The sequence below is a fragment of the Microbacterium sp. 3J1 genome, assembly GCF_001049495.1.
In the GTDB taxonomy this organism is placed as follows: Bacteria; Actinomycetota; Actinomycetes; order Actinomycetales; family Microbacteriaceae; genus Microbacterium.
Genome location: NZ_CDWI01000009.1, coordinates 191,204 through 210,059, shown reverse-complemented (window position 1 = coordinate 210,059; position 18,856 = coordinate 191,204). Strand labels below are relative to the sequence as shown.

At 70.1% G+C, this 18,856-nt stretch carries 16 protein-coding genes; 10 read left to right on the top strand and 6 right to left on the bottom strand.

What is annotated here, in order from left to right; genetic code table 11:
* Positions 1-20 precede the first annotated feature (20 nt).
* Positions 21-3,893: an HtaA domain-containing protein gene (locus tag BN2660_RS07560; protein ID WP_176697129.1), complete on the bottom strand. Its 3,873-nt coding sequence runs from the start codon at positions 3,891-3,893 to the stop codon at positions 21-23.
* A 160-nt stretch (positions 3,894-4,053) separates the two neighbouring features.
* Between BN2660_RS07560 and BN2660_RS07545 the strand changes: the two genes are divergently transcribed.
* From BN2660_RS07545 to BN2660_RS07535, 3 genes are read left to right on the top strand one after another with little or no spacing between them, the layout of a single operon-like run.
* Positions 4,054-5,175 carry a heme/hemin ABC transporter substrate-binding protein gene (locus BN2660_RS07545; protein WP_091229502.1) on the top strand — a complete coding sequence of 374 codons (1,122 nt, stop codon included), beginning with the start codon at positions 4,054-4,056 and terminating at the stop codon, positions 5,173-5,175.
* The gene (locus BN2660_RS07540) at positions 5,172-6,245 is read left to right on the top strand and encodes a FecCD family ABC transporter permease (protein ID WP_091229500.1); all 1,074 of its coding nucleotides are present in this window, start codon (positions 5,172-5,174) and stop codon (positions 6,243-6,245) included. The genes BN2660_RS07545 and BN2660_RS07540 overlap by 4 nt, the downstream gene beginning before the upstream one ends.
* Positions 6,242-7,021 (top strand): heme ABC transporter ATP-binding protein, encoded by a 780-nt coding sequence (locus BN2660_RS07535; RefSeq protein ID WP_091229498.1) that lies wholly within the window; start codon positions 6,242-6,244, stop codon positions 7,019-7,021. The genes BN2660_RS07540 and BN2660_RS07535 overlap by 4 nt, the downstream gene beginning before the upstream one ends.
* A gap of 25 nt (positions 7,022-7,046) precedes the next feature.
* Here BN2660_RS07535 and BN2660_RS07530 read toward each other — a convergent pair whose 3' ends face one another.
* On the bottom strand, positions 7,047-7,418 hold the full coding sequence (locus BN2660_RS07530; RefSeq protein WP_091229712.1) for a sterol carrier family protein: 372 nt from the start codon (positions 7,416-7,418) through the stop codon (positions 7,047-7,049).
* Positions 7,419-7,519: 101 nt separating this feature from the next.
* Here BN2660_RS07530 and BN2660_RS07525 point away from each other — a divergent pair, with 101 nt between their 5' ends.
* Positions 7,520-8,200 (top strand): NUDIX hydrolase, encoded by a 681-nt coding sequence (locus tag BN2660_RS07525; protein ID WP_091229496.1) that lies wholly within the window; start codon positions 7,520-7,522, stop codon positions 8,198-8,200.
* A gap of 163 nt (positions 8,201-8,363) precedes the next feature.
* Positions 8,364-9,641 (top strand): phosphoribosylamine--glycine ligase, encoded by a 1,278-nt coding sequence (purD, locus tag BN2660_RS07520; protein ID WP_091229493.1) that lies wholly within the window; start codon positions 8,364-8,366, stop codon positions 9,639-9,641.
* A 155-nt stretch (positions 9,642-9,796) separates the two neighbouring features.
* Here purD and BN2660_RS07515 read toward each other — a convergent pair whose 3' ends face one another.
* From BN2660_RS07515 to BN2660_RS07505, 3 genes are all read right to left on the bottom strand, one after another.
* Positions 9,797-10,327 carry a GNAT family N-acetyltransferase gene (locus BN2660_RS07515; protein ID WP_091229490.1) on the bottom strand — a complete coding sequence of 177 codons (531 nt, stop codon included), beginning with the start codon at positions 10,325-10,327 and terminating at the stop codon, positions 9,797-9,799.
* 115 nt (positions 10,328-10,442) lie between these two features.
* Entirely contained in the window at positions 10,443-11,978 is a 1,536-nt protein-coding gene (locus BN2660_RS07510) for a DHA2 family efflux MFS transporter permease subunit (RefSeq protein WP_091229488.1), read from the bottom strand.
* On the bottom strand, positions 11,975-12,601 hold the full coding sequence (locus BN2660_RS07505) for a PadR family transcriptional regulator (RefSeq protein WP_091229486.1): 627 nt from the start codon (positions 12,599-12,601) through the stop codon (positions 11,975-11,977). Before BN2660_RS07505 ends, BN2660_RS07510 begins: the two co-directional genes overlap by 4 nt.
* 93 nt (positions 12,602-12,694) lie before the next feature.
* Between BN2660_RS07505 and BN2660_RS07500 the strand changes: the two genes are divergently transcribed.
* On the top strand, positions 12,695-13,582 hold the full coding sequence (locus BN2660_RS07500) for a phosphoribosylaminoimidazolesuccinocarboxamide synthase (RefSeq protein ID WP_176697128.1): 888 nt from the start codon (positions 12,695-12,697) through the stop codon (positions 13,580-13,582).
* Between the two features lie 85 nt (positions 13,583-13,667).
* Positions 13,668-15,023, top strand: a complete 1,356-nt coding sequence (locus BN2660_RS07495) for a uracil-xanthine permease family protein (RefSeq protein ID WP_091229482.1) — start codon at positions 13,668-13,670, stop codon at positions 15,021-15,023.
* A gap of 79 nt (positions 15,024-15,102) precedes the next feature.
* Here the strand turns inward: BN2660_RS07495 and BN2660_RS07490 are convergent, their stop codons facing one another.
* The gene (locus tag BN2660_RS07490; RefSeq protein ID WP_091229479.1) at positions 15,103-15,768 is read right to left on the bottom strand and encodes a TetR/AcrR family transcriptional regulator; all 666 of its coding nucleotides are present in this window, start codon (positions 15,766-15,768) and stop codon (positions 15,103-15,105) included.
* Between the two features lie 116 nt (positions 15,769-15,884).
* On the opposite strand from BN2660_RS07490, the gene BN2660_RS07485 reads away from it, so the two are divergent.
* The 3 genes from BN2660_RS07485 (at position 15,885) to BN2660_RS07475 (ending at position 18,855) form a co-directional block, all read left to right on the top strand.
* The gene (locus BN2660_RS07485; RefSeq protein WP_176697127.1) at positions 15,885-16,694 is read left to right on the top strand and encodes a DUF1266 domain-containing protein; all 810 of its coding nucleotides are present in this window, start codon (positions 15,885-15,887) and stop codon (positions 16,692-16,694) included.
* 99 nt (positions 16,695-16,793) lie between these two features.
* The gene (locus BN2660_RS07480) at positions 16,794-18,164 is read left to right on the top strand and encodes a TrkH family potassium uptake protein (RefSeq protein ID WP_176697126.1); all 1,371 of its coding nucleotides are present in this window, start codon (positions 16,794-16,796) and stop codon (positions 18,162-18,164) included.
* On the top strand, positions 18,157-18,855 hold the full coding sequence (locus tag BN2660_RS07475; RefSeq protein WP_218054107.1) for a potassium channel family protein: 699 nt from the start codon (positions 18,157-18,159) through the stop codon (positions 18,853-18,855). Before BN2660_RS07480 ends, BN2660_RS07475 begins: the two co-directional genes overlap by 8 nt.
* The last annotated feature ends 1 nt before the right edge of the window (position 18,856 follow it).

Sequence of the window (18,856 nt, the reverse complement as noted above, 5' to 3'; positions counted from 1 at the left end):
GGGCGTCGCCGTCGTGGGAGTCAGACCTCGGTCGTGACCTCGCCGTGCTCGGCCTTCGCGCGGGTACGTCGCGCGACGAGCACGCCGCCGCCGGCTGCGAGCGCGACGATCACGAGGCCGCCGACGATCCACGGCCAGATCGGGGCACCGTCGGCCTCGATCTCGGCCGTGAGGGATGCCGCAGCATCCGTCGTCTCGGCCTCGGCCGGCTCCTGCTCGTCATCGGCCACGACTCCGCAGTCCGCCGCCACGGGGATCGACGCGGTCACCGGGTCGAGCTCCTCGCCGGCCCCGTAGGTGCCGAACGCGGCCGAACCTGCCTCGGTGAGGGTGGTGGGCACGGCGTCGAGCGACAGCACACCGTCGGCCACCGCCGCGTCCCCGAGCGCGAACTCCGCGAGACGCACGCCCTGCTGGTCGACGCTCTGGCCGTCCTGCGTAGTTCCGAGCACATCGAACACGAGGTAGCCCGTGTCTTCGGCGAGTTCGAGGCGGGCGTTCGAGAGCGTCGTGTTCAGGGCGCCGCCGTGGCCGGTGAACCCGATGCTGCCGCCGAACGTGACGAGCCCGGTGAGCGTCTCGTCGTCGAACGACCCGGTGCCGTTCTCCCACACGTAGTCGGGGTAGCGGTACTCGACGCCGGTCAGCGTCCAGCCGCCCTGCGCGATGCCCTCGATGTAGGTGCGGAACGACTCCTTGTACCCCCACTGCAGAGTCGCGCCCTCGACCGTGCAGGCGCCGATCGCGGCGGCCTCACGGGTCAGGGTGAACTCCAGGCCCCGATCGACCGAGCCCTGCAGGGTCAGCGTGTGGGCGCCGTCTTCCAGACCCGCGGGAAGCGCGCCGGTCCAGCCGGCGACGCCGGACGCGTCGGCCGTCACGGTGTCGAGCACCACCGGAGTCGAGTACACCACCACGCGGATGTCCTTCTCGTTCGGCTCGAATCCGGATGCCGAGAACGTGGCCGTCCTGCCGGACTGCAGCGCGGCGAGGTTGGCCTCGTCGATCTGGATGCCGGAGGTCGCCGGAGGCGCGGACGGGATCGCGGCCGTTGCCTTCACCACGGCGGCCGCCACGGTGCCGGTCGTTCCCGAGGGTGCCGCCGCGACCGACCCGATCGTGAACGTCACCGGATCGAGGGTCGTCGGGTTGCCGGCGAGCACGCGGTCGCGGCCGTCGGCCGTCAGCGCCGCGGGAGCCGCCGAGTAGGTGACGGCTCCGTTCGCTCGAGTGATCACCGCGCGAGAGAGGTCGAGCGTCGCGAACGGCACCTGTGCGCCGCCGCTGGTCACGGACAGGGTGGCCGCGCCGGACGACGTGACGCTCACCCGCGGGTCGGACACCGTGACGTCGAGCAGGCCGTTGTGGCCCGTGAAGCGCACGGATCCGCGGTACACGACGCTGCCGAGGCCGGATGCCGCGTCGTAGTCGCCTCCGACGGTCTGCCCGAACTGGAAGAGCCCGTCGGCCCGGGTCGCGCCGTTCGAGACGTCGATGGCGCCCTTCGCGATAGCGCCCGTGATGTACTTCGTGAACGACGTCGAGATCGCCCAGCGCAGCGAGCCTCCGGGCACGGAGACCGCGGGGGTCGTCGGAGCCGTCGTCGGAGGGGTCGTGGGAGGCGTGGTGGGCGGTGTCGTCGGCACCTCGGTCTCGTCGCCCGTCAGAGCGTCCCACTGCTCCTCGGTGATCGTCACCGCCGCGCGCGCGTGGATCGTGCTCGCGGTCGGCATCGTGTGCTGCTGCCACGCGATGACCTCGTAGGTCTTCGTGCGGTCGAGCGCGTCGGCTGCCGCCGTCAGGTCGACCGTGAACGCACCGCCCGTGATGCCGCGGACGTACTGCATGGCGAGGAATCCGCCGCCGGCCGTGACGTCCGCCTCGGTGCCGGCTTCGATGAGCGCGACGTACGCGCCGGTGACGGCGCCGAGGTTCGAGCCGGTCGCCCGAACCGTGAGGCCCTCGGCGGCGGTGGCGTTCTCGACCGTCGGGATGACGGCCGCCGCCACCCCGTAGTTCAGCGGAACGCTGCGCTCCTGGGCCGCGTTGACCACGCCGCCTGCGCCGTACGTGTACACGCCGTAGGTTCCGGGAGTCGCCGCGGAGTCCTTCAGCGTGAGGCTCGCCTCGAACGTGCCGTCGGCGGCGATATCGACCCACTGTGCGCGGATCGCGCCCTGGTACTGGGCCGGCACCTTCTCCAGCACGGACTCGGCGAGGGCCCACGCCTGTGCACCGACGGAACGCGACGACGACGCCGCGCCGGTCGACGGCTGCCAGGCCGAGGCGAAGTTGCCGAACACCACGTAGGTGCCTTGCGGCAGATCGGCGGGGATCGGCACGCCGCGACCGCCGACGTTCACGGTCGGGTCATAGCCCGACCCCTTCACCACGACCTTGTCGCCGGCCTTCAGCGCGGTCGTCCCCGCGGGCGTCACGCCGTCGGCGAGGAACACCTCGATGGCGGGATCCGCGGGCTCGAGGACGTCCCAGATGGCGTCGCTGATCGCGAGGGGGGTGCGCGCGAGGATGCTCTGGGCGTCAGGCAGCGTGTGCTGCCTCCACACGATCACCTCGTAGTTCGCGGTGCGGTCGAGCGCGGCGGCCTTCGCGGTCAGATCGACGCTGAAGGCGCCGCCCGAGATGCCGCGCACGTACTGCATCGCCGCGTAGCCGCCGCCTGCCGTGACCTCGGCCTCGGTGCCGGCTTCGATGACGGCCGCGTAGACGCCGGTCGCCGCACCGAAATCGGTTCCCGTGACGGTGGTCGTCAGGCCGGGCTCGCCCTCGGCGAGCGCGGCCGCGGCGGTGATCTTCGGGGCGACCGAGTAGGTGAGAGCGACGCTGCGCTCCTGGGCGGCGTTGACGACACCGCCCGCGCCGTACGTGTAGACGCCGTACGAGCCGGGAGTCGCCTTCGGGTCCGTGAGCGTCAGCGTCGCGCGGAAGGTGCCGTCGTCGGCGATGTCGACCCACTGCGCACGGATCGCGCCCTGGTACTGGGCCGGGACCTCGTCCAGCACCGCCTCCGACAGTGCCCACGCCTGCGAGCCCACCGAGCGCGCGGAGCTGGCGGCACCCGCCGACGGCTGCCAGTCGGCGGCGAAGTTGCCGAACACCACGTACGTGCCCTGCGGGAGGTGGGCCGGGATGGGCACTCCGCGTCCGCCGACGTTCGCGGTCGGGTCGTAGCCCGAGCCCGCGACGACGATCGTGTCGCCGGTCGTCAGGGGGGTGGTGCCGACCGGGGTCGTGCCGTCGGCGAGGAAGACCTCGAGCGAGGGTGCGGCCGGCTCCGGAGTCGTTCCGGGGTCCGTGCCGGGGTCGGTTCCCGGGTCCGTGCCTGGGTCTGTTCCCGGGTCCGTGCCAGGGTCCGTGCCGGGGTCTGTTCCCGGGTCCGTGCCGGGGTCGGGGGTCACCGGGCCGAAGACCGCGTCCCACTGCGCGCCTGACACCGCGACGTCGCCGCGTGCGTAGATCGTCTCCGCGTTCGGCACCGAGTGCTGCTGCCAGACGAGCACCTCGTACGCCTGGGTGCGGTCGAGCGAGCCTGCCGGCGCGGTGAGCGTGAACGAGCTGGCCCCGGCCGCCACTGTGGGGAACGGGATGGCGAAGGCGGCGTATCCGCCGCCCGGGCCCGAGAGTCCGCTCTCGGTGCCCTCCACGATCAGCGCGGCATAGATGCTCTGCACCTCGGGGAGGCCGGAAGCCTCGACCTGCACAGTGATGCCGGTCGTGCTCGCCGACGTCACGGACGCGGTGACGGATCCGCCGTCGGCGTGGGCCGGCGGCGCGATCACCGCTCCGGCCGCTATCAGAAGGAAGGAGATGAGGGCGGCGAGCAGCACGCGAATGCGGCTGCTCCCCGGGGATGCTGTGGCTGTGGCGTTCACGATTCTCCAGGCTCCGGGGTGCGCAGCGGACGCGCGCCGGCGGTGCCGCAATGCAGTCGGACGAGAGGGTGGGTTTTGGTTAGGCTCAGCTAAGTAAGCTCCATTCCGAAGACTAGAGCGGCCCGCGAGTCGGCGTCAAGTTTTAGGATAGCCTTGCCTAATGCGCCGCGTTCCCGTCATCGTCCTCGCTGCCGCTCTCGCCCTCGGACTGGCAGGATGCGCCGGCGCCGGAGCATCTGCCACCCCGCACTCGACCGATGCCGCGGACGCCTGCCCACAGGCATCCGCGCCCCTCTCGTCGCTCGACCTCGTCGACGACGTCCGTGCCACGACGGGAGGTTCGACCGCCTGCCTCTCGAGTCACGCGATCGAACCGGTCGGCGACGACACCGCGCCCGAGCTCCCCGTCACGGTCACCGACAGCGAAGGACGCGCGGTCGAGATCACCGACGTCGACCGCATCCTCCCCATCGACATCTCGGGCACCATCGCATCGACGGTCTTCGCGCTCGGGCTCGGCGATCAGGTCGTCGGACGCGACTCGTCGACCGTGTTCACCGGTACCGAAGACCTCCCGGTCGTGACGAAGACGGGTCACACGCTGAATGCCGAGGCGATCCTGGAGCTCGCGCCGACCGTCGTCCTCACCGACACCACGATCGGCCCGAAGGAGATCCGCCAGCAGCTGCGCGACGCCGGCATCGCGATCGTCGTCATCTCCAGCGATCGACGTCTCGACACCACGGACGAGCTGGTGACCGAGATCGCGACCGCCCTCGGCGTGCCCACCCGGGGGCAGGCGCTGATCGAGCGGCTCGACGCCGACCTCGAGGCGTCCCTCGCGGAGATCGCGGAGGTCGTTCCGACCGACGGCGACGACAGGGCGCGGATGCTGTTCCTCTACGTACGGGGCAATGCGAACATCTACTACATCTTCGGCGCGGACTCCGGCGCCGACTCCCTCATCGATGCGGTGGGCGGCGTCGATGTCGCCGCCGAGATCGGGTGGGAGGGCATGAAGCCCATGACCGCCGAGGCGCTCGTCGCCGCGCAGCCCGATGTGCTCGTCATGATGACCGACGGCCTCGAGTCGGTCGACGGCATCGACGGCCTGCTCGCACGCATCCCGGCCCTCGCCGAGACGCCCGCCGGCGCCCACCGTCGCGTGATCGACATGGCCGACAGCGAGATCCTCAGCTTCGGGCCCCGATCGGCCGACGTCATCGACGCGATCGCCCGCGCCCTCTACGCACCGACCGCATCGTCTGAGCCGTCGGCGTGAGCGGCGAGGTCGTCACCCGCACGCCGTCGACGCATCGCGGGCTGCGCTTCGCCCTCGTCACAACGGGCCTCGTGATCGCACTCGTCGCGACCTGCATCGTGTCGATCACCAGCGGGCAGTACTCGCTGTCGCCGACCGACCTCGTCGGAGTGCTGCTGCGCGGCGTCGGCATCGACACCGCCTGGGCGCCGATCGGTACGACCGACTACGGCGTGATCTACACCCTCCGCCTCCCCCGCATCGTTCTCGGCCTGCTCGTCGGCGCCGCACTCGCAGTGTCGGGTGTGCTCATGCAGGCCATCTTCGGCAACCCGCTGGCAGATGCCGGCGTCGTCGGCGTCTCCTCCGGCGCGGCCCTCGGTGCGGCCGCGAGCATCACTCTCGGCCTGGCGTCGTTCGGCATGTGGACGACACCGGTCTTCGCGTTCCTCGGCGGACTCGCCGCGGTGCTCGCCGTGTACTTCATCAGCCGCTCAGGAGGCCGCACCGAGGTCGTCACCCTGCTCCTCACCGGTATCGCGATCAACGCGATCGCCGGTGCCGGCATGGCCTTCCTCACGTTCCTCGGCACCACGTCGACGCGCGAGCAGATCGTGTTCTGGCAGCTCGGCTCGCTCAACGGCGCGCTGTGGTCGAACGCCGCGCTCGTCGCTCCGCTCGTCGCGGTCGGCGTCGTCGTCGCCCTGATCGTGTCGCCGCAGCTCGACCTCTTCGCCCTCGGCGAGCGCACCGCCCGACACCTCGGCGTGAACGTCGAGGTGCTGCGGATGGTCGTGATCGTCACGGTGGCGATTCTCGTGTGCGCCGCTGTCGCGTTCGCGGGCATCATCGGATTCGCAGGCCTCGTCGTGCCGCACCTCATGCGCATGATCATCGGCCCCGCGCACCTTCCGCTCATGATCGCCTCGGCGCTCGGCGGAGCGCTGCTCATCGCGATCGCCGATCTCGTGGCCCGCACCGCCGTGCCGCTCGCCGACCTGCCGATCGGCATGATCACCTCACTCGTCGGCGGGCCGTTCTTCCTCTGGCTGCTGGTGCGCACCCGACGCCGCTCGGGAGGGTGGGCATGAGCGCGCGCATCGAGGCGACGGGCGTGACCGTCCGCGTCCCAGGCGGGCGCGCGATCCTCGCTGACGCGTCGATCGCCGTGCGAGCCGGTGAGATCCACGCGCTGGTGGGGCCGAACGGCGCGGGCAAGTCCACTCTGTTCGGTGTCCTCGCCGGAGACGTGACGCAGACCGCCGGTCAGGTCGTCATCGACGGCGCGCCGATCGGTGGCATCCGCTCGCAGGATATGGCTCGCACCCGAGCCGTGCTGCTGCAGGAGAACGCGGTGACCTTTCCGTTCCGCGTCGAGCAGGTGGTCCGCATGGGGCGAGCGCCGTGGGCGCGCACCGAGGCCTCCGAAGACGACGACGAGGTCGTGGCCGAGGCGATGGCGGCGACCGAGGTGACGGCCATGGCCGGGCGGCCCGTGACGTCACTGTCGGGCGGGGAGCGCGCCCGGGTCGCTCTGGCACGGGTGCTCGCGCAGCGGACCGGCGCCCTGCTGCTCGATGAGCCGACCGCCGCATTGGACCTCAAGCATCACGAAGACGTCATGCGGCTGATCCGGCAGCAGGCGGATGCCGGCATCGCCGTCGCCGTCGTGCTGCACGACCTCAACGCCGCGCTCGCCCATGCCGACCGGGTGACGCTGCTGTCCGACGGTCGCGTCGCCGCCACGGGCACCCCTGCCGACGTGCTGACGGCCGAGCGCATCGAGGCGGTCTACGGGCAGGCGGTCGACGTGTTCCCGCATCCCGTCACGGGTGTGCCGCTCGTCGTCGCGCGACGCGTTCGCTGAGCGGCCGGGCCCCGTCGTCTGCGCGTCAGGGGCGCAGCGGCAGGACGTCGACGAGATCGGCGCGGGTTCCGGAGGCCTGGATGCGGCCGGCCGACGCGGCATCCGACCAGTGCTCGGCACCGGTGGCCACGGCGATCCAGGTGGCGGCATCCATCTCGACCACATTGGGCGGAGTGCCGCGCGTGTGCCGCGGGCCCTGGATGACCTGCACCGCACCGAACGGCGGCACCCTGACCTCGACGCTGTTGCCCGGCGCCTTCTCGTCGAGTAGCTGCAGCAGGTAGCGGACGGCCGTCGCGAGCGCGGTGCGGCCGGGCTTCTCACCCGCCGCGTCGGCGGCGCGCACCGCATCGAGCGCGGCGCGCCCGTCGATGATGTCGATCCGACGAGGAGGCATGCGCTCCAGCGTACGCCGAGCCGTGCGGATCAGGTCGCCGTGTGCACGCACGCCCTCGCGCACCGGCGCCGTGATCTCGCCGCGGGCATAGGCTCGAGTCGATGAGCCAGAATCCCGACAGCCTGCGCGGAGCGCGGGCCGAGCTGGTCGCCGCCGCGCGGCGCAGCGAGGCCTGGGCGAAGCCGTTCCCGCCGGTGGTCGGGGCCGCACAGCCGGCATCCGTCCTCGTCCTGTTCGGACAGCTCGACAGCGTGCCCGCGCAGAGCGACGCATCGACCGTCGCCGCAGACCTCGACGTGCTGCTGCAGCGCCGCGCCGCCACGCTGTCGTCGCATCCGGGGCAGGTGTCGTTCCCCGGCGGCCGGCGCGAGGAGCAGGATGCCGATGCCGTCGCCACCGCCCTCCGCGAGGCCGAGGAGGAGACCGGCCTCGACCCTGCGGGCGTGGAGATCCTCGCGACCCTCGCCGAGCTGCCGCTCGCGGCGAGCAGCCACGTGGTCACCCCCGTGCTCGGATGGTGGCGCTCGCCGTCGCGCGTCGCCGCCGTCGACCACGCCGAGACCGTCGACGTGTTCCGGGTGCCGGTCGCTCAGCTGCTGGACCCCGGCATCCGCTTCACGTCCACCCTTCAGCGGTTCGGTCGCACCTGGCGCGGGCCCGCGTTCGACATCAACGGCACGATCGTCTGGGGCTTCACCGCCATGGTGCTCGATGCGCTGTTCGACGCCGCGGGCTGGACGCGTGACTGGGACCCGTCGGTCGAGCGGCCGATCGAGCTCTGACCCGGTCCCGCCGGTGACCCGGGCAGTATTCAGCATGGATCGCGGCTGACCGCCCGATTCCGGCGATGAACGCGCTCCCACCCACCGTGTGTGCTGAATTGTGCCCGGGCGTCGGACTCGACTTCCGCCGAAACCCGCCCGCCCTCCTCGGTAGGCTGGACGGGTGAAGATCCTCGTCCTCGGTTCCGGTGCCCGTGAGCACGCGATCATCCTCGCCCTCAAGGCCGAGCAGGCGGAGCACGAGCTCTTCGTCGCCCCTGGCAACGCCGGCATCGCACAGGACGCGACCCCCGTCGTCGTCGACATGCTCGACGGTGCCGCCGTGACCGCGTTCGCGAACGAGCACGCGATCGACCTCGTCGTCGTCGGGCCCGAGGCCCCGCTCGTCGCGGGCGTCGCAGACGTGCTGCGCGCCCACGGGATCCCCGTCTTCGGCCCCGGCAAGGCCGCGGCTCAGCTCGAGGGCTCCAAGTCCTTCGCGAAGCGCATCATGGATGCCGCGGGCGTGCCCACCGGCCGCGCCGTGCGCGCCACCACCACGGCCGAGGTCGAGGCCGCTTTCGACGACCTGGGGGCTCCGCACGTGGTCAAGGCCGACGGCCTGGCTGCAGGCAAGGGCGTCATCGTCACCTCCGACCGCGCCGAGGCCCTCGCGCACGCCCAGCACTACCTGCCTTCGGGACCGGTGCTCATCGAGGAGTTCCTGTCGGGCCCCGAGGTCTCGCTCTTCTTCCTCAGCGACGGCGACACCGTGCGGGCCCTGAGCCCCGCGCAGGACTTCAAGCGCGCCTTCGACGGCGACGAGGGTCCGAACACCGGAGGAATGGGCGCCTATTCGCCGCTCCCCTGGCTCGATGAGCAGTTCGGCAGCGAGCAGGCCTTCGTCGAAGAGGTCACGCGCGACGTCGCGATGCCGGTCATCCGTCAGCTCGACAGCGAGGGCACGCCCTTCATCGGCCTGCTCTACGCCGGTCTCATCCTCACCCCCGCCGGTGTGCGCGTGATCGAGTTCAACGCCCGCTTCGGCGATCCCGAGACGCAGATCGTGCTGCCGCGCCTCGTGACACCGATCTCGGAGCTGCTCCTCGCCGCAGCATCCGGAACTCTCGAGGACCAGCCGGACCCCGTCTTCAGCGACGATGTCGCGATCACCGTCGTCGTGGCCAGCGAGGGCTACCCCGAGGCTCCACAGACCGGCCGCCCGATCGAGGGGCTCGCCGACGCCGCGTCGGTCGAGGGTGTGCGCCTCGTGCACGCCGCGACGGCCAGCCCGGACGCACCGGGAGGCTCGCTCATCGCCACCGGCGGACGCGTGCTGAACGTCGTCGCCGTGGCCTCCGACTTCCGCACGGCGCGCGATCGCGCCTACGACGCGATCGGCCGCATCTCGCTCGAGGGCTCGCACCACCGCAGCGACATCGCCGCCCGCGTCGCCGAGTAGTCCCCTCTCCCCCCGACACGGGTCCCCGCCACCGGGCACAACTTCGGATGCCGCGCGCGGCGCGCCGCAGCATCCGCCCTGCCCCCGGAGTGTCGGAATTCATCTCCGAAGCTGTGCCGGCCGAGAGTGCCCGGGCCGGATCCGGGGAGCCGTGGTCAGAGCGTGATCCAATACCGGCGGACCATCGCGTGCCCTCGCGCCGACTGGTCGCGGACGTCCTGCAGCACGCCTGCGGCGCCCTCGATCGTGCGGTAGGAGCCGACATTGTCGTCGTCGCACGTGACCAGCACTCGCTCGAGCCCGATCTCGCGCGCTCGCTCGAGCCCGAGCCGCAGTGCGGCCGACGCGTAGCCCCGACGACGGCGTGACTCACGCACGGAGTAGCCGATGTGACCGCCGACCTCGCGCAGGTAGTCGTTCAGGTCATGTCGGAAAGAGAGGAAACCCACGACCTCGCCGTCATCCACGATCCAGTACAGGTCATTGTGAACGAGGTCGTCGGGCGGCGTCACCGTGGTGTCGGCGAGCTGCGTCGACCTCTCGATGAGCTCGTCGAGCGTCTCCCGATCCGGGGTGACCGGGGCCTGCAGACCCGATCCGTCGACGTGGCCATCGCCGAACTCGGCCACGGCCTCCGCCCAGGAGTCGAACAGGTCGGCGGTGGGCCTCGTGAGCTCGATGGTCATCGCACGATGAGACCACACCGCGTCCCTGTTCGCAAACTCCGCGCAGCGGCCGTCGAGCCAAGAAGATCATCAGCGCAGAGCGCCGAGCGCAGACGAGGAGACCGACCAGGCGCGCTCAGTCCGGGGAGCCCGGCGAAGCCGCCGCGGCATCCGCTGTGTCGTAGCGGCCGAGGAACAGCGCGGCGATCAGCGCCACGACGATCACGCACGCGGGCAACAGGATCGCCTGCGACATGCCGGCGGCGAAGCCCTCGGCGACCTGCGGCGGCAAGGTGCCTCCGCTGATGCCGGACGGAGCGTCGGCGAGGCCGGGGAGGTTCGCCTCGAGACGCGACTGCATGAACGCCGCGATGGATGCCGAGCCGACGACGGATCCGATGGTGCGCGTGGTGTTGTAGATGCCGGCACCTGCTCCCGCCTGGCTCCGCGGCAACTTGCGCGTCGCGGTGGTCGCGAGGGGTCCCCACATGCCGGCGTTGCCGATGCCCATCAGCGCCGACGGCAGCAGGAACATCCAGATCTCGGTGTCCATGTTGATCAGCGCCGAATACCAGAGCAGGGCGACGGCGACGCAGAGCAGACCGGGAATGAGGATGATGCGCGGGTCGACGCGGTCGAGCAGCTTGCCCGCGAAGGGTGCGAGCACCCCCGACAGCACCGCCATCGGGATCAGCAGCAATGCGGCCTGGGTGGGAGTCAGCCCGCGTGCCGTCTGCAGGAAGAACATCATCGGCAGCGACATGCTCGTCACCGTGAAGCCCACGGCTGCGATGGCGACGTTCGCGCCCGAGAAGTTGCGATCGCGGAACAGGGCGAGCGGTACCAGCGGCTCACTGCGGGTCCGCGCCTGCTGCACGATGAACAGGGCGAGCACCACGAGTCCCACGATGATGAGGCCCCACACCGACACCGGACCCCAGATCACACCCCAGTCGAACTTCTCGCCCTCCTGCAGTCCGAAGACGATGAGGAACAGGGCGACGGCGCTCAGCACGACGCCGACGAGGTCGAACCGGTGCGGATGCGTGGCGAGCTTCGGCACCAGGCGCCATGCCAGCACGAAGGCGACGATGCCGACGGGGATGTTGACGAAGAAGATCCACTCCCAGCCGAAGCCGTCGACGAGCAGGCCGCCGACGAGCGGGCCGACGAGCGTCGCGACACCGGCGGTCGCACCCCACAGCCCCATCGCGGCGCCGCGGCGCTCGGGCGGGAACGTGCGGGTGATCACGGCCATCGTCTGCGGCGTCATGAATGCAGCACCGAGGCCCTGCACGGCGCGCGCCGCGATCAGCATCTCGAGCGAGCTCGACAGTCCGCACCACAGCGAGGCGAGCGTGAAGATCGCGAGTCCGATGAGATAGATGTTCTTCGGGCCGAAGCGGTCGCCGAGGCGGCCGGTGATGAGCAGCGGCACCGCGTAGGCGAGCAGGTACGCACTCGTCACCCACACGACGTTGTCGAGGTTGTTCGTCGTCGGGTCGAGGGCCGCCTTGATCGCCGGGTTCGCGACCGAGACGATCGTCGTGTCGACGAGGATCATGAAGAACCCGATGACCAGCGCCCAGAGGGCGGGCCAGGGGCTGGCGGGGCGGTGCCCTGCGGCGAAGGTGCCCGTGTCGGGTCCTGACGCCTGGCGTGATTCGGTCATTGCTGTGCGGCCTTTCGCTGAGCGAGGTAGCGGTCGGTGTCTTCGAAAGCGGTCGGACCCCAGGGGAACGCGTGCGCCTCGAGGCGGGACAGGAGCGAGTCGAGCCAGCGCAGCTCGGCCTCGAGCAGCACCTCCTGGCGATCGAACTCGACGAGCACCTGCTCGGGCACGGACGACGCGCGTGCGCCGCGCAGCCCGTCCCGGTGCTGCACGTGCGCCTCGTCGAGCGCCTGCCTCCGGACTCTCAGGCAGTCGATCACCTCGGGGCGTTCGAGGTTGTGCGCCTCCGAGAGCGCGATGCGGAAGGCGGAGGGGCTGTCGATGGTCGCGAGCTCTCGCCGCAGCCATCCGAGCAGCGCGTCGCGTCCGGCATCCGTGAGCGTGTAGGTCGTGCGCTCGGGGCGGTTTCCGTCGCGGTCGGTGCCGATCTCCTCGACGAGCCCGGACCGCTGAAGGCGACCGACCGTGTGGTACAGCGTGCCGTTCGTGACGGTCAGCAGCCGCTCATCGCGCCGCGCGCGCATGAGACGCACCATCTCATAGGGATGCATGTCGCCCTCGCGCAGCAGCGCCAGCACCATCACCGCCATGGAGGTGAGGCGCTCAGTGGGTGGCTTCGGCATGCGATCCCCTCGAATAGTCCACATGGACTATACGCCCTTCCAGCGGCCCGGACAACCGGCCCCCGCCGACATGCGGGCCGGTGAACCGGGATAATGGGGCGGGTGAGCACACCTTCGGACAGCACAGCGCAGACCATCCCCGGCTGGCGCCACATCTATTCGGGCAAGGTCCGCGATCTCTACGCCTCGGAGGACCCCGGCGACACCCGCATCCTCGTCGTCGCCTCCGACCGGGTCAGCGCGTTCGACTTCGTGCTGTCGCCCGGCATTCCCGAGAAGGGCGCGCTGCTCACACGTCTCAGCCGCTGGTGGTTCGACCAGCTCGCCGACGCCCCGAACCACCTCGCCGAGGGCGAGATCCCGGCCGTGGTCGCCGACCGTGCGATGCTGGCCCAGTCGCTCGAGATGCTCCCCATCGAGTGCGTCGTCCGCGGGTACATCACCGGCTCCGGGTGGGCCGAGTACACCGAGAGCGGCACGGTGTGCGGCATCCCGCTCCCCGCCGGCCTGCAGAACGGCGACCGCCTTCCGGAGCCTCTCTTCACCCCGGCGTACAAGGCGCCGATGGGCGAGCACGACGAGAACATCACCTTCGAGCAGACCGTCGAGCTCGTCGGCGCCGAGCGCGCCGCGGAGCTCCGCGACGTCTCCCTCGCGATCTACACGCGCGCCGCGGCCATCGCCGAGGAGAAGGGCCTGATCCTCGCGGACACGAAGTTCGAGTTCGGGACCGATGCCGACGGCATCCTGCGTCTGGCCGACGAAGTGCTCACGAGCGACTCCTCGCGGTACTGGGATGCCGAGACGTGGCGCGCCGGAACGACGCCCGCCGAGCGGATGGCGAGCTTCGACAAGCAGCTCGTGCGCGACTGGCTGGCCGCCAACTGGGACAAGCAGGGCGAGCCGCCGGTGCTGCCGGATGACGTCGTCGGGCGCACGGCCGACCGCTACCGCGAACTCATCGAGCGGCTCGGGGCCTGATAGCGTCCGACGGCACCCAGCCAACACTCAGGAATCGGTAAAGTTGCGGGAGCACTCCCACACCCCCCGATACTGAGGAGCCCGCATGCCCCTGTGGAAGATCCACGGAAACGGCCGCACCGTCGAACCCGGCGCCGTCGTCACCCCGGAAGAGCGCCTGAGCTGGCCCGCGACGATCGCGATCGGCGCTCAGCATGTCGTCGCGATGTTCGGCGCCACCTTCCTCGTGCCGACGCTGACCGGCTTCCCGGTCTCGACGACGCTGCTGTTCAGCGGCCTCGGCACCCTCATCTTCCTGCTGATCACGAAGAACCAGCTGCCCAGCTACCTCGGCTCGTCGTTCGCGTTCATCGCGCCGATCACCGCTGCGGTCGCTGCGGGCGGCACGGGATCGGCCCTCGCCGGCGTCGTCGCGGTCGGCATCCTGCTCGCCGTCGTCGGTCTCGTGGTGCAGTTCGCCGGTCTCCGCTGGGTGGATGCGTTGATGCCTCCGGTCGTGGCCGGTGCGATCGTCGCGCTCATCGGCTTCAACCTCGCCCCGACGGCGTGGAGCAACTTCCAGCTCGACCCGGTGACCGCGACCATCACCCTCGTCGCGATCATCCTGTTCGCGGTGCTGTTCCGCGGCTTCCTCGGCCGCATCTCGATCTTCCTCGGCGTGGCGGTCGGGTTCGTCTACGCGGCCTTCACCGGCTCGTTCGAGGTCCCCAATGCCCTGCGCGGAGACAAGACGCCCGCCGAGCTCATCGCCGACGCCCCCTGGATCGGCCTGCCGGAGTTCCAGTTCCCCGACTTCGTCGAGCCCGGCACGTGGTCGACGATCGCGATGTTCCTGCCCGTCGTCCTGGTGCTCGTGGCCGAGAACGTCGGCCATGTGCGCGGCGTCGCGACGATGACCGAGGACCCCGCGATCAACCGACACACCGGCCGCGCGCTCATCGCCGACGGTGTCGCGACGACCATCGCCGGCGGCTTCGGCGGCTCGGGCACCACGACCTACGGCGAGAACATCGGCGTCATGGCCGCGACGCGCGTCTACTCGACGGCGGTCTACTGGGTGGCCGGTCTCTTCGCGATCCTGCTGGCGTTCTCGCCCAAGGTGGGCGAGGTGTTCAACTCGATCCCCGCCGGCGTGCTGGGTGGCGCGACCACCGCTCTCTACGGACTGATCGGCATCATCGGCATCAAGATCTGGGTCGACAGCAAGGTCGACTTCTCGCGTCCGGTCAACCAGTACACGGCGGCCGTCTCACTCGTGATCGGCATCGCGGGCTTCTCGATGCAGCTCGGCGACTTCTCCTTCGGCGGCATCGTGCTCGGCACGGTCGCAGCCCTTCTCATCTACCACCTGGGCAACCTCATCGCCCGCGCCCGCAAGACGGGCGCGGATGACCCGAAGCCGCTCGAGCCCGTCGGACCACTGGGGGGCGACCCCGCCTGAGCGCGACACGCGCCCGACCACGAAGATCCCGGATGCTGCCGCTGCGGCATCCGGGATCTTCGCGTCGGAGGGAGACCCGTCAGTCGACCGGGCGCACCGCCCCCGAGGCTCGGGTCCTCGCATCGGGGTTGCGAGGAGCGAGCTGCAGCGGAAGCGGAGCCTCGGGTTCGGGGAGTCCGTAGAGCCGACGCACCCAGCGGCGGGCATCCTCCAGCGGATAGGTGTCGCCGTACACGGCGTACTTCATGAAGATGCCCTCGAGCGTCGTGCGCAGCATGATCTCCTCGAGCGGCGGGTCGGCGGCGCCCCTGTCGCGGAACACCTGCCGGACGATGTCCTCCGACGCGATGGTCTGCGCGAGGAATCGGGTCTCCGACTCCGCGAACAGGCGGTGGGTGTCGGGTTGCTGCTGCATCGCGAACACCGCACGCTGCACCGGAAGGGCGAACCCCGTGGCGGTGAGTGCGCCGTCGATGATGCCGGCCAGTCGCTCGTCGGCCGTGCCGTCGACGGTGGGGATGCCGAACAGCGTCTCGAACCAGCGGTCGATCACGGCGGCTACGAGTTGACTCTTGCCGCCGAAGTGGTAGTTCACGAGACCCTGGGCGACACCGGCGCGGTGCGTGATCTCGGCGATGCTCGCCCCGGGCACGCCCCGCTCTGAGAAGACCTCGATCGCGGCCTGCAGGATGCTCTCGCGCGCGCGCTCTCGAGCGACGCGGTGGCGGTCGTCGGAACGTGCCATACCGTGTCCGCCTCCCCAGGATTGGACGACTTCGAGAAAGACGAAGAACCCTATATATTACTGACTGAACGTCCGTTCAAGCTATGAGCGATCACAGCCGTACGCACAGGAGCGATATGAATCCCCTCACGAGGATCATCCCGGCCCCGAAGCTGTCGGCGTCTTCGGACTTCGCCACCACCGGCGTCGAGGCCGACGAGATCGCGTTGGGCTTCCTGCAGATCCGCACTCTACCCTCGGGCCCGTGGAACGATCCGACCGCCTCGAACCTCGGCGCCGTCGAGAAGGAGGCGCTGAGCGAGCAGTGGGGCGTGCGGTCTCGGCACGAGTGGCTCGAGATGATCCAGTACCTCACGACGGTGCGGCGGCGCCGGAAGAGCTGGATGCTGCACCTCGCCGTCCGCAACGAAATCGCCACGTCCCTCGGTCGCGTCCCCCGCGCTCGCGAGTGGCTCGATGCCATCGCCGCCGACGGCGACGACGCGCACGACTCCCCCGCCTTCGTGGCGGGGATCGAGCACATCGAGCAGCGGGTCCGCCGCCTGGTCGGCGCCGAGACCGTGACACCGGAGCTCTTCGTGCGCACCCTCGACGGCTACGCCGTCGGACAGGCGGTCGCGATGGTGACCTGGGGCGTCGCCCTGGGATTCGCAGACGTCCACGAGGCGCGGCAGCTCATCCATCGCATCAACATCGACGCCCGCCGCTCGTTCACCTCCTGGGCCGATTTCGGCCTCAGTTACCTCGCCGGACGGGTGATGCACTGGAGCGACGGCGCCGTCGACGACGAGGCGTTCGAGCAGTACGGCGACGGGTGGATCGATATGAAGGCGGCACTCTCGGCGAAGCGCGGCGGCCCCTGGGCGACGCTGCCGTGGACGCTGCCCGCATCCGCTCACCTGCCCAGACGTCCGGGCGGCCTCTGAGCTCGCGGGTGCGGACCCCTCCGGAGGGGCGTCGGGTCCGCATCCGTGATCGCCTGTCGGCGCAGCCGCGAGATCACGACGCACGACTAGAGTGTGCTCGTGACCAGGACCCCACTCGCGTCGACATCGGCCGGTCGACGTACGAGATGGCGGCTGCACCCCGCACAAGCGGTTCTCGGGGGATTCCTCCTCGTCATCGTTCTCGGGACAGTGCTGCTGTCGCTTCCGATAGCCAAGACGGGTCCCGGCGGTGCAACCCTGATCGAAGCGCTCTTCACGGCCGTCTCGGCGGCGTGCGTCACCGGTCATGTGATCGTCGACACCCCGACCTTCTGGTCACCCTTCGGGCAGGTGGTCATCCTCGTGCTGATCCAGATCGGCGGCTTCGGAGTGATGACGTTCGCGTCGGTCATCGGACTCGCCGTCATGCGCCGACTGTCCCTCCGCTCCACGCTCCTGGCGGCGACCGAGGTCAAGAGCGTCGGCCTCGACGACGTGAAGGGCCTCGTGCGGGGTGTCGTCGGGATCTCGTTGACCGTCGAGGCGGTGGTCTTCGTGCTGTTGTTCGCCCGGTTCGCCACGGGTTTCGAGCACACGGTCGGCGAGGCCGCATGGCTGGCGCTGTTCCACGCGGTGTCGTCGTTCAACAACGCCGGCTTCGCGCTCTTCAGCGACAACCTCATGTCGTTCGTCGCCGATCCTTTCATCTGCCTGCCCATCGCCGCGGCGGTGATCGTCGGCGGCTTGGGGTTCCCGGTCATCATGCAGCTGCGGAAGCACGCGCGCTCCCCCCTGAGATGGACGATGAACACGCGCATCGTCCTGGCGGCCACCGTCGCGCTTCTCCTGGCCGGCACCGCGTACATCACCGCGATCGAGTGGAACAATCCCGCGACGCTGGGTCCGCTCGAGTGGCCCGCCAAGCTGCTCGCCGGTTTCTTCCAATCGGTGCAGACCCGCACCGCCGGTTTCAACAGCATCGACATCGGCGCGCTGGACGAGGCCACGCTGATCGGGATGGATGCGCTGATGTTCATCGGCGGTGGCCCCGCGGGCACGGCCGGCGGCATCAAGGTCACGACCTTCGCCGTGCTGTTCTTCATCCTCCTCGCCGAGATCCGCGGCGACGGCGCCGTCAACGTGTTCGGCAAGCGGCTCTCTCGAGCCGTGCATCGTCAGGCGCTCACGGTGGCACTGCTCTCGGTCGCCGTCGTCATGAGCGCGACGACCGCCATCATGCTGATGACGGAATTCAGTCTGGACCGCGTGCTGTTCGAGGTCGTGTCCGCCTTCGGCACCGTCGGACTGTCCACGGGCATCACCGCAGACCTCCCCGTCGCCGCGCAGGTGATCCTCATCCTGCTCATGTTCATCGGTCGACTCGGGCCGATCACGTTCGCCTCCGCCCTTGCGCTCAGAGAGCGCCGGGTGCTCTACGAGCTTCCTAAAGAAAGGCCGATCATTGGCTAAGCTTCCCTTCCTCGGCGGCAGAGACCTGTCCCGGATCGCCGAGGCGGACTCCGTCGCGGTCATCGGGCTGGGCAGGTTCGGTCGAGCCCTCGCGCTCGAGTTGATGTCGAAAGGGACCGAGGTGCTCGGCATCGACAGCCGAGAGGACATCGTACAGTCCTTGAACGGGCAGCTCACGCATGTCGTGACCGCCGATGCCACCAGCGAAGAGGTCCTCCGACAGCTCGCCGTCCCCAGCTTCGACCGGGTCGTCGTCGCGATCGGCAGCGACCTCGAGGCCAGCATCCTCGCCACGTCGCTGCTCCTTCGATTCGGCATCCAGCACGTCTGGGCGAAGGCCGTCAGCGATGCTCACGGCACGATCCTCGAGCAACTCGGGGTCACGCATGTGGTGTACCCCGAGAAGGAGATGGGCAAACGTGTCGCACATCTGGTCCGTGGTGCCATGCAGGACTACATCGAGATCGGTGACGACTTCGCGCTCGTCAAGGCGGCGGCCAACCAGACCGTCAGCGGGATCCCGCTGGGAGACGCGGGGATCCGCTCGCGATACGGCGTCACCATCACCGCAGTGAAGAAGCCGCGAAGCGACTGGACGTACACGACCGCGGAGACGATCATCGAGGCGGGCGACGTCATGCTGATCGCCGGTCCGACCCGGAAGGCAGAGGCGTTCAGCCAGCTTGTCTGAA

What these genes read in the sequence shown, in the direction of transcription:
- BN2660_RS07515 (WP_091229490.1), bottom strand. Translation starts at nt 10,327, where the DNA reads ATGACCATCGAGCTCACGAGGCCCACCGCCGACCTGTTCGACTCCTGG.
- BN2660_RS07500 (WP_176697128.1), top strand. Translation starts at nt 12,695, where the DNA reads ATGGGGCGGGTGAGCACACCTTCGGACAGCACAGCGCAGACCATCCCC.
- BN2660_RS07495 (WP_091229482.1), top strand. Translation starts at nt 13,668, where the DNA reads ATGCCCCTGTGGAAGATCCACGGAAACGGCCGCACCGTCGAACCCGGC.
- BN2660_RS07530 (WP_091229712.1), bottom strand. Translation starts at nt 7,418, where the DNA reads ATGCCTCCTCGTCGGATCGACATCATCGACGGGCGCGCCGCGCTCGAT.
- BN2660_RS07525 (WP_091229496.1), top strand. Translation starts at nt 7,520, where the DNA reads ATGAGCCAGAATCCCGACAGCCTGCGCGGAGCGCGGGCCGAGCTGGTC.
- BN2660_RS07545 (WP_091229502.1), top strand. Translation starts at nt 4,054, where the DNA reads ATGCGCCGCGTTCCCGTCATCGTCCTCGCTGCCGCTCTCGCCCTCGGA.
- BN2660_RS07485 (WP_176697127.1), top strand. Translation starts at nt 15,885, where the DNA reads ATGAATCCCCTCACGAGGATCATCCCGGCCCCGAAGCTGTCGGCGTCT.
- BN2660_RS07505 (WP_091229486.1), bottom strand. Translation starts at nt 12,601, where the DNA reads ATGCCGAAGCCACCCACTGAGCGCCTCACCTCCATGGCGGTGATGGTG.
- BN2660_RS07510 (WP_091229488.1), bottom strand. Translation starts at nt 11,978, where the DNA reads ATGACCGAATCACGCCAGGCGTCAGGACCCGACACGGGCACCTTCGCC.
- BN2660_RS07490 (WP_091229479.1), bottom strand. Translation starts at nt 15,768, where the DNA reads ATGGCACGTTCCGACGACCGCCACCGCGTCGCTCGAGAGCGCGCGCGC.
- BN2660_RS07535 (WP_091229498.1), top strand. Translation starts at nt 6,242, where the DNA reads ATGAGCGCGCGCATCGAGGCGACGGGCGTGACCGTCCGCGTCCCAGGC.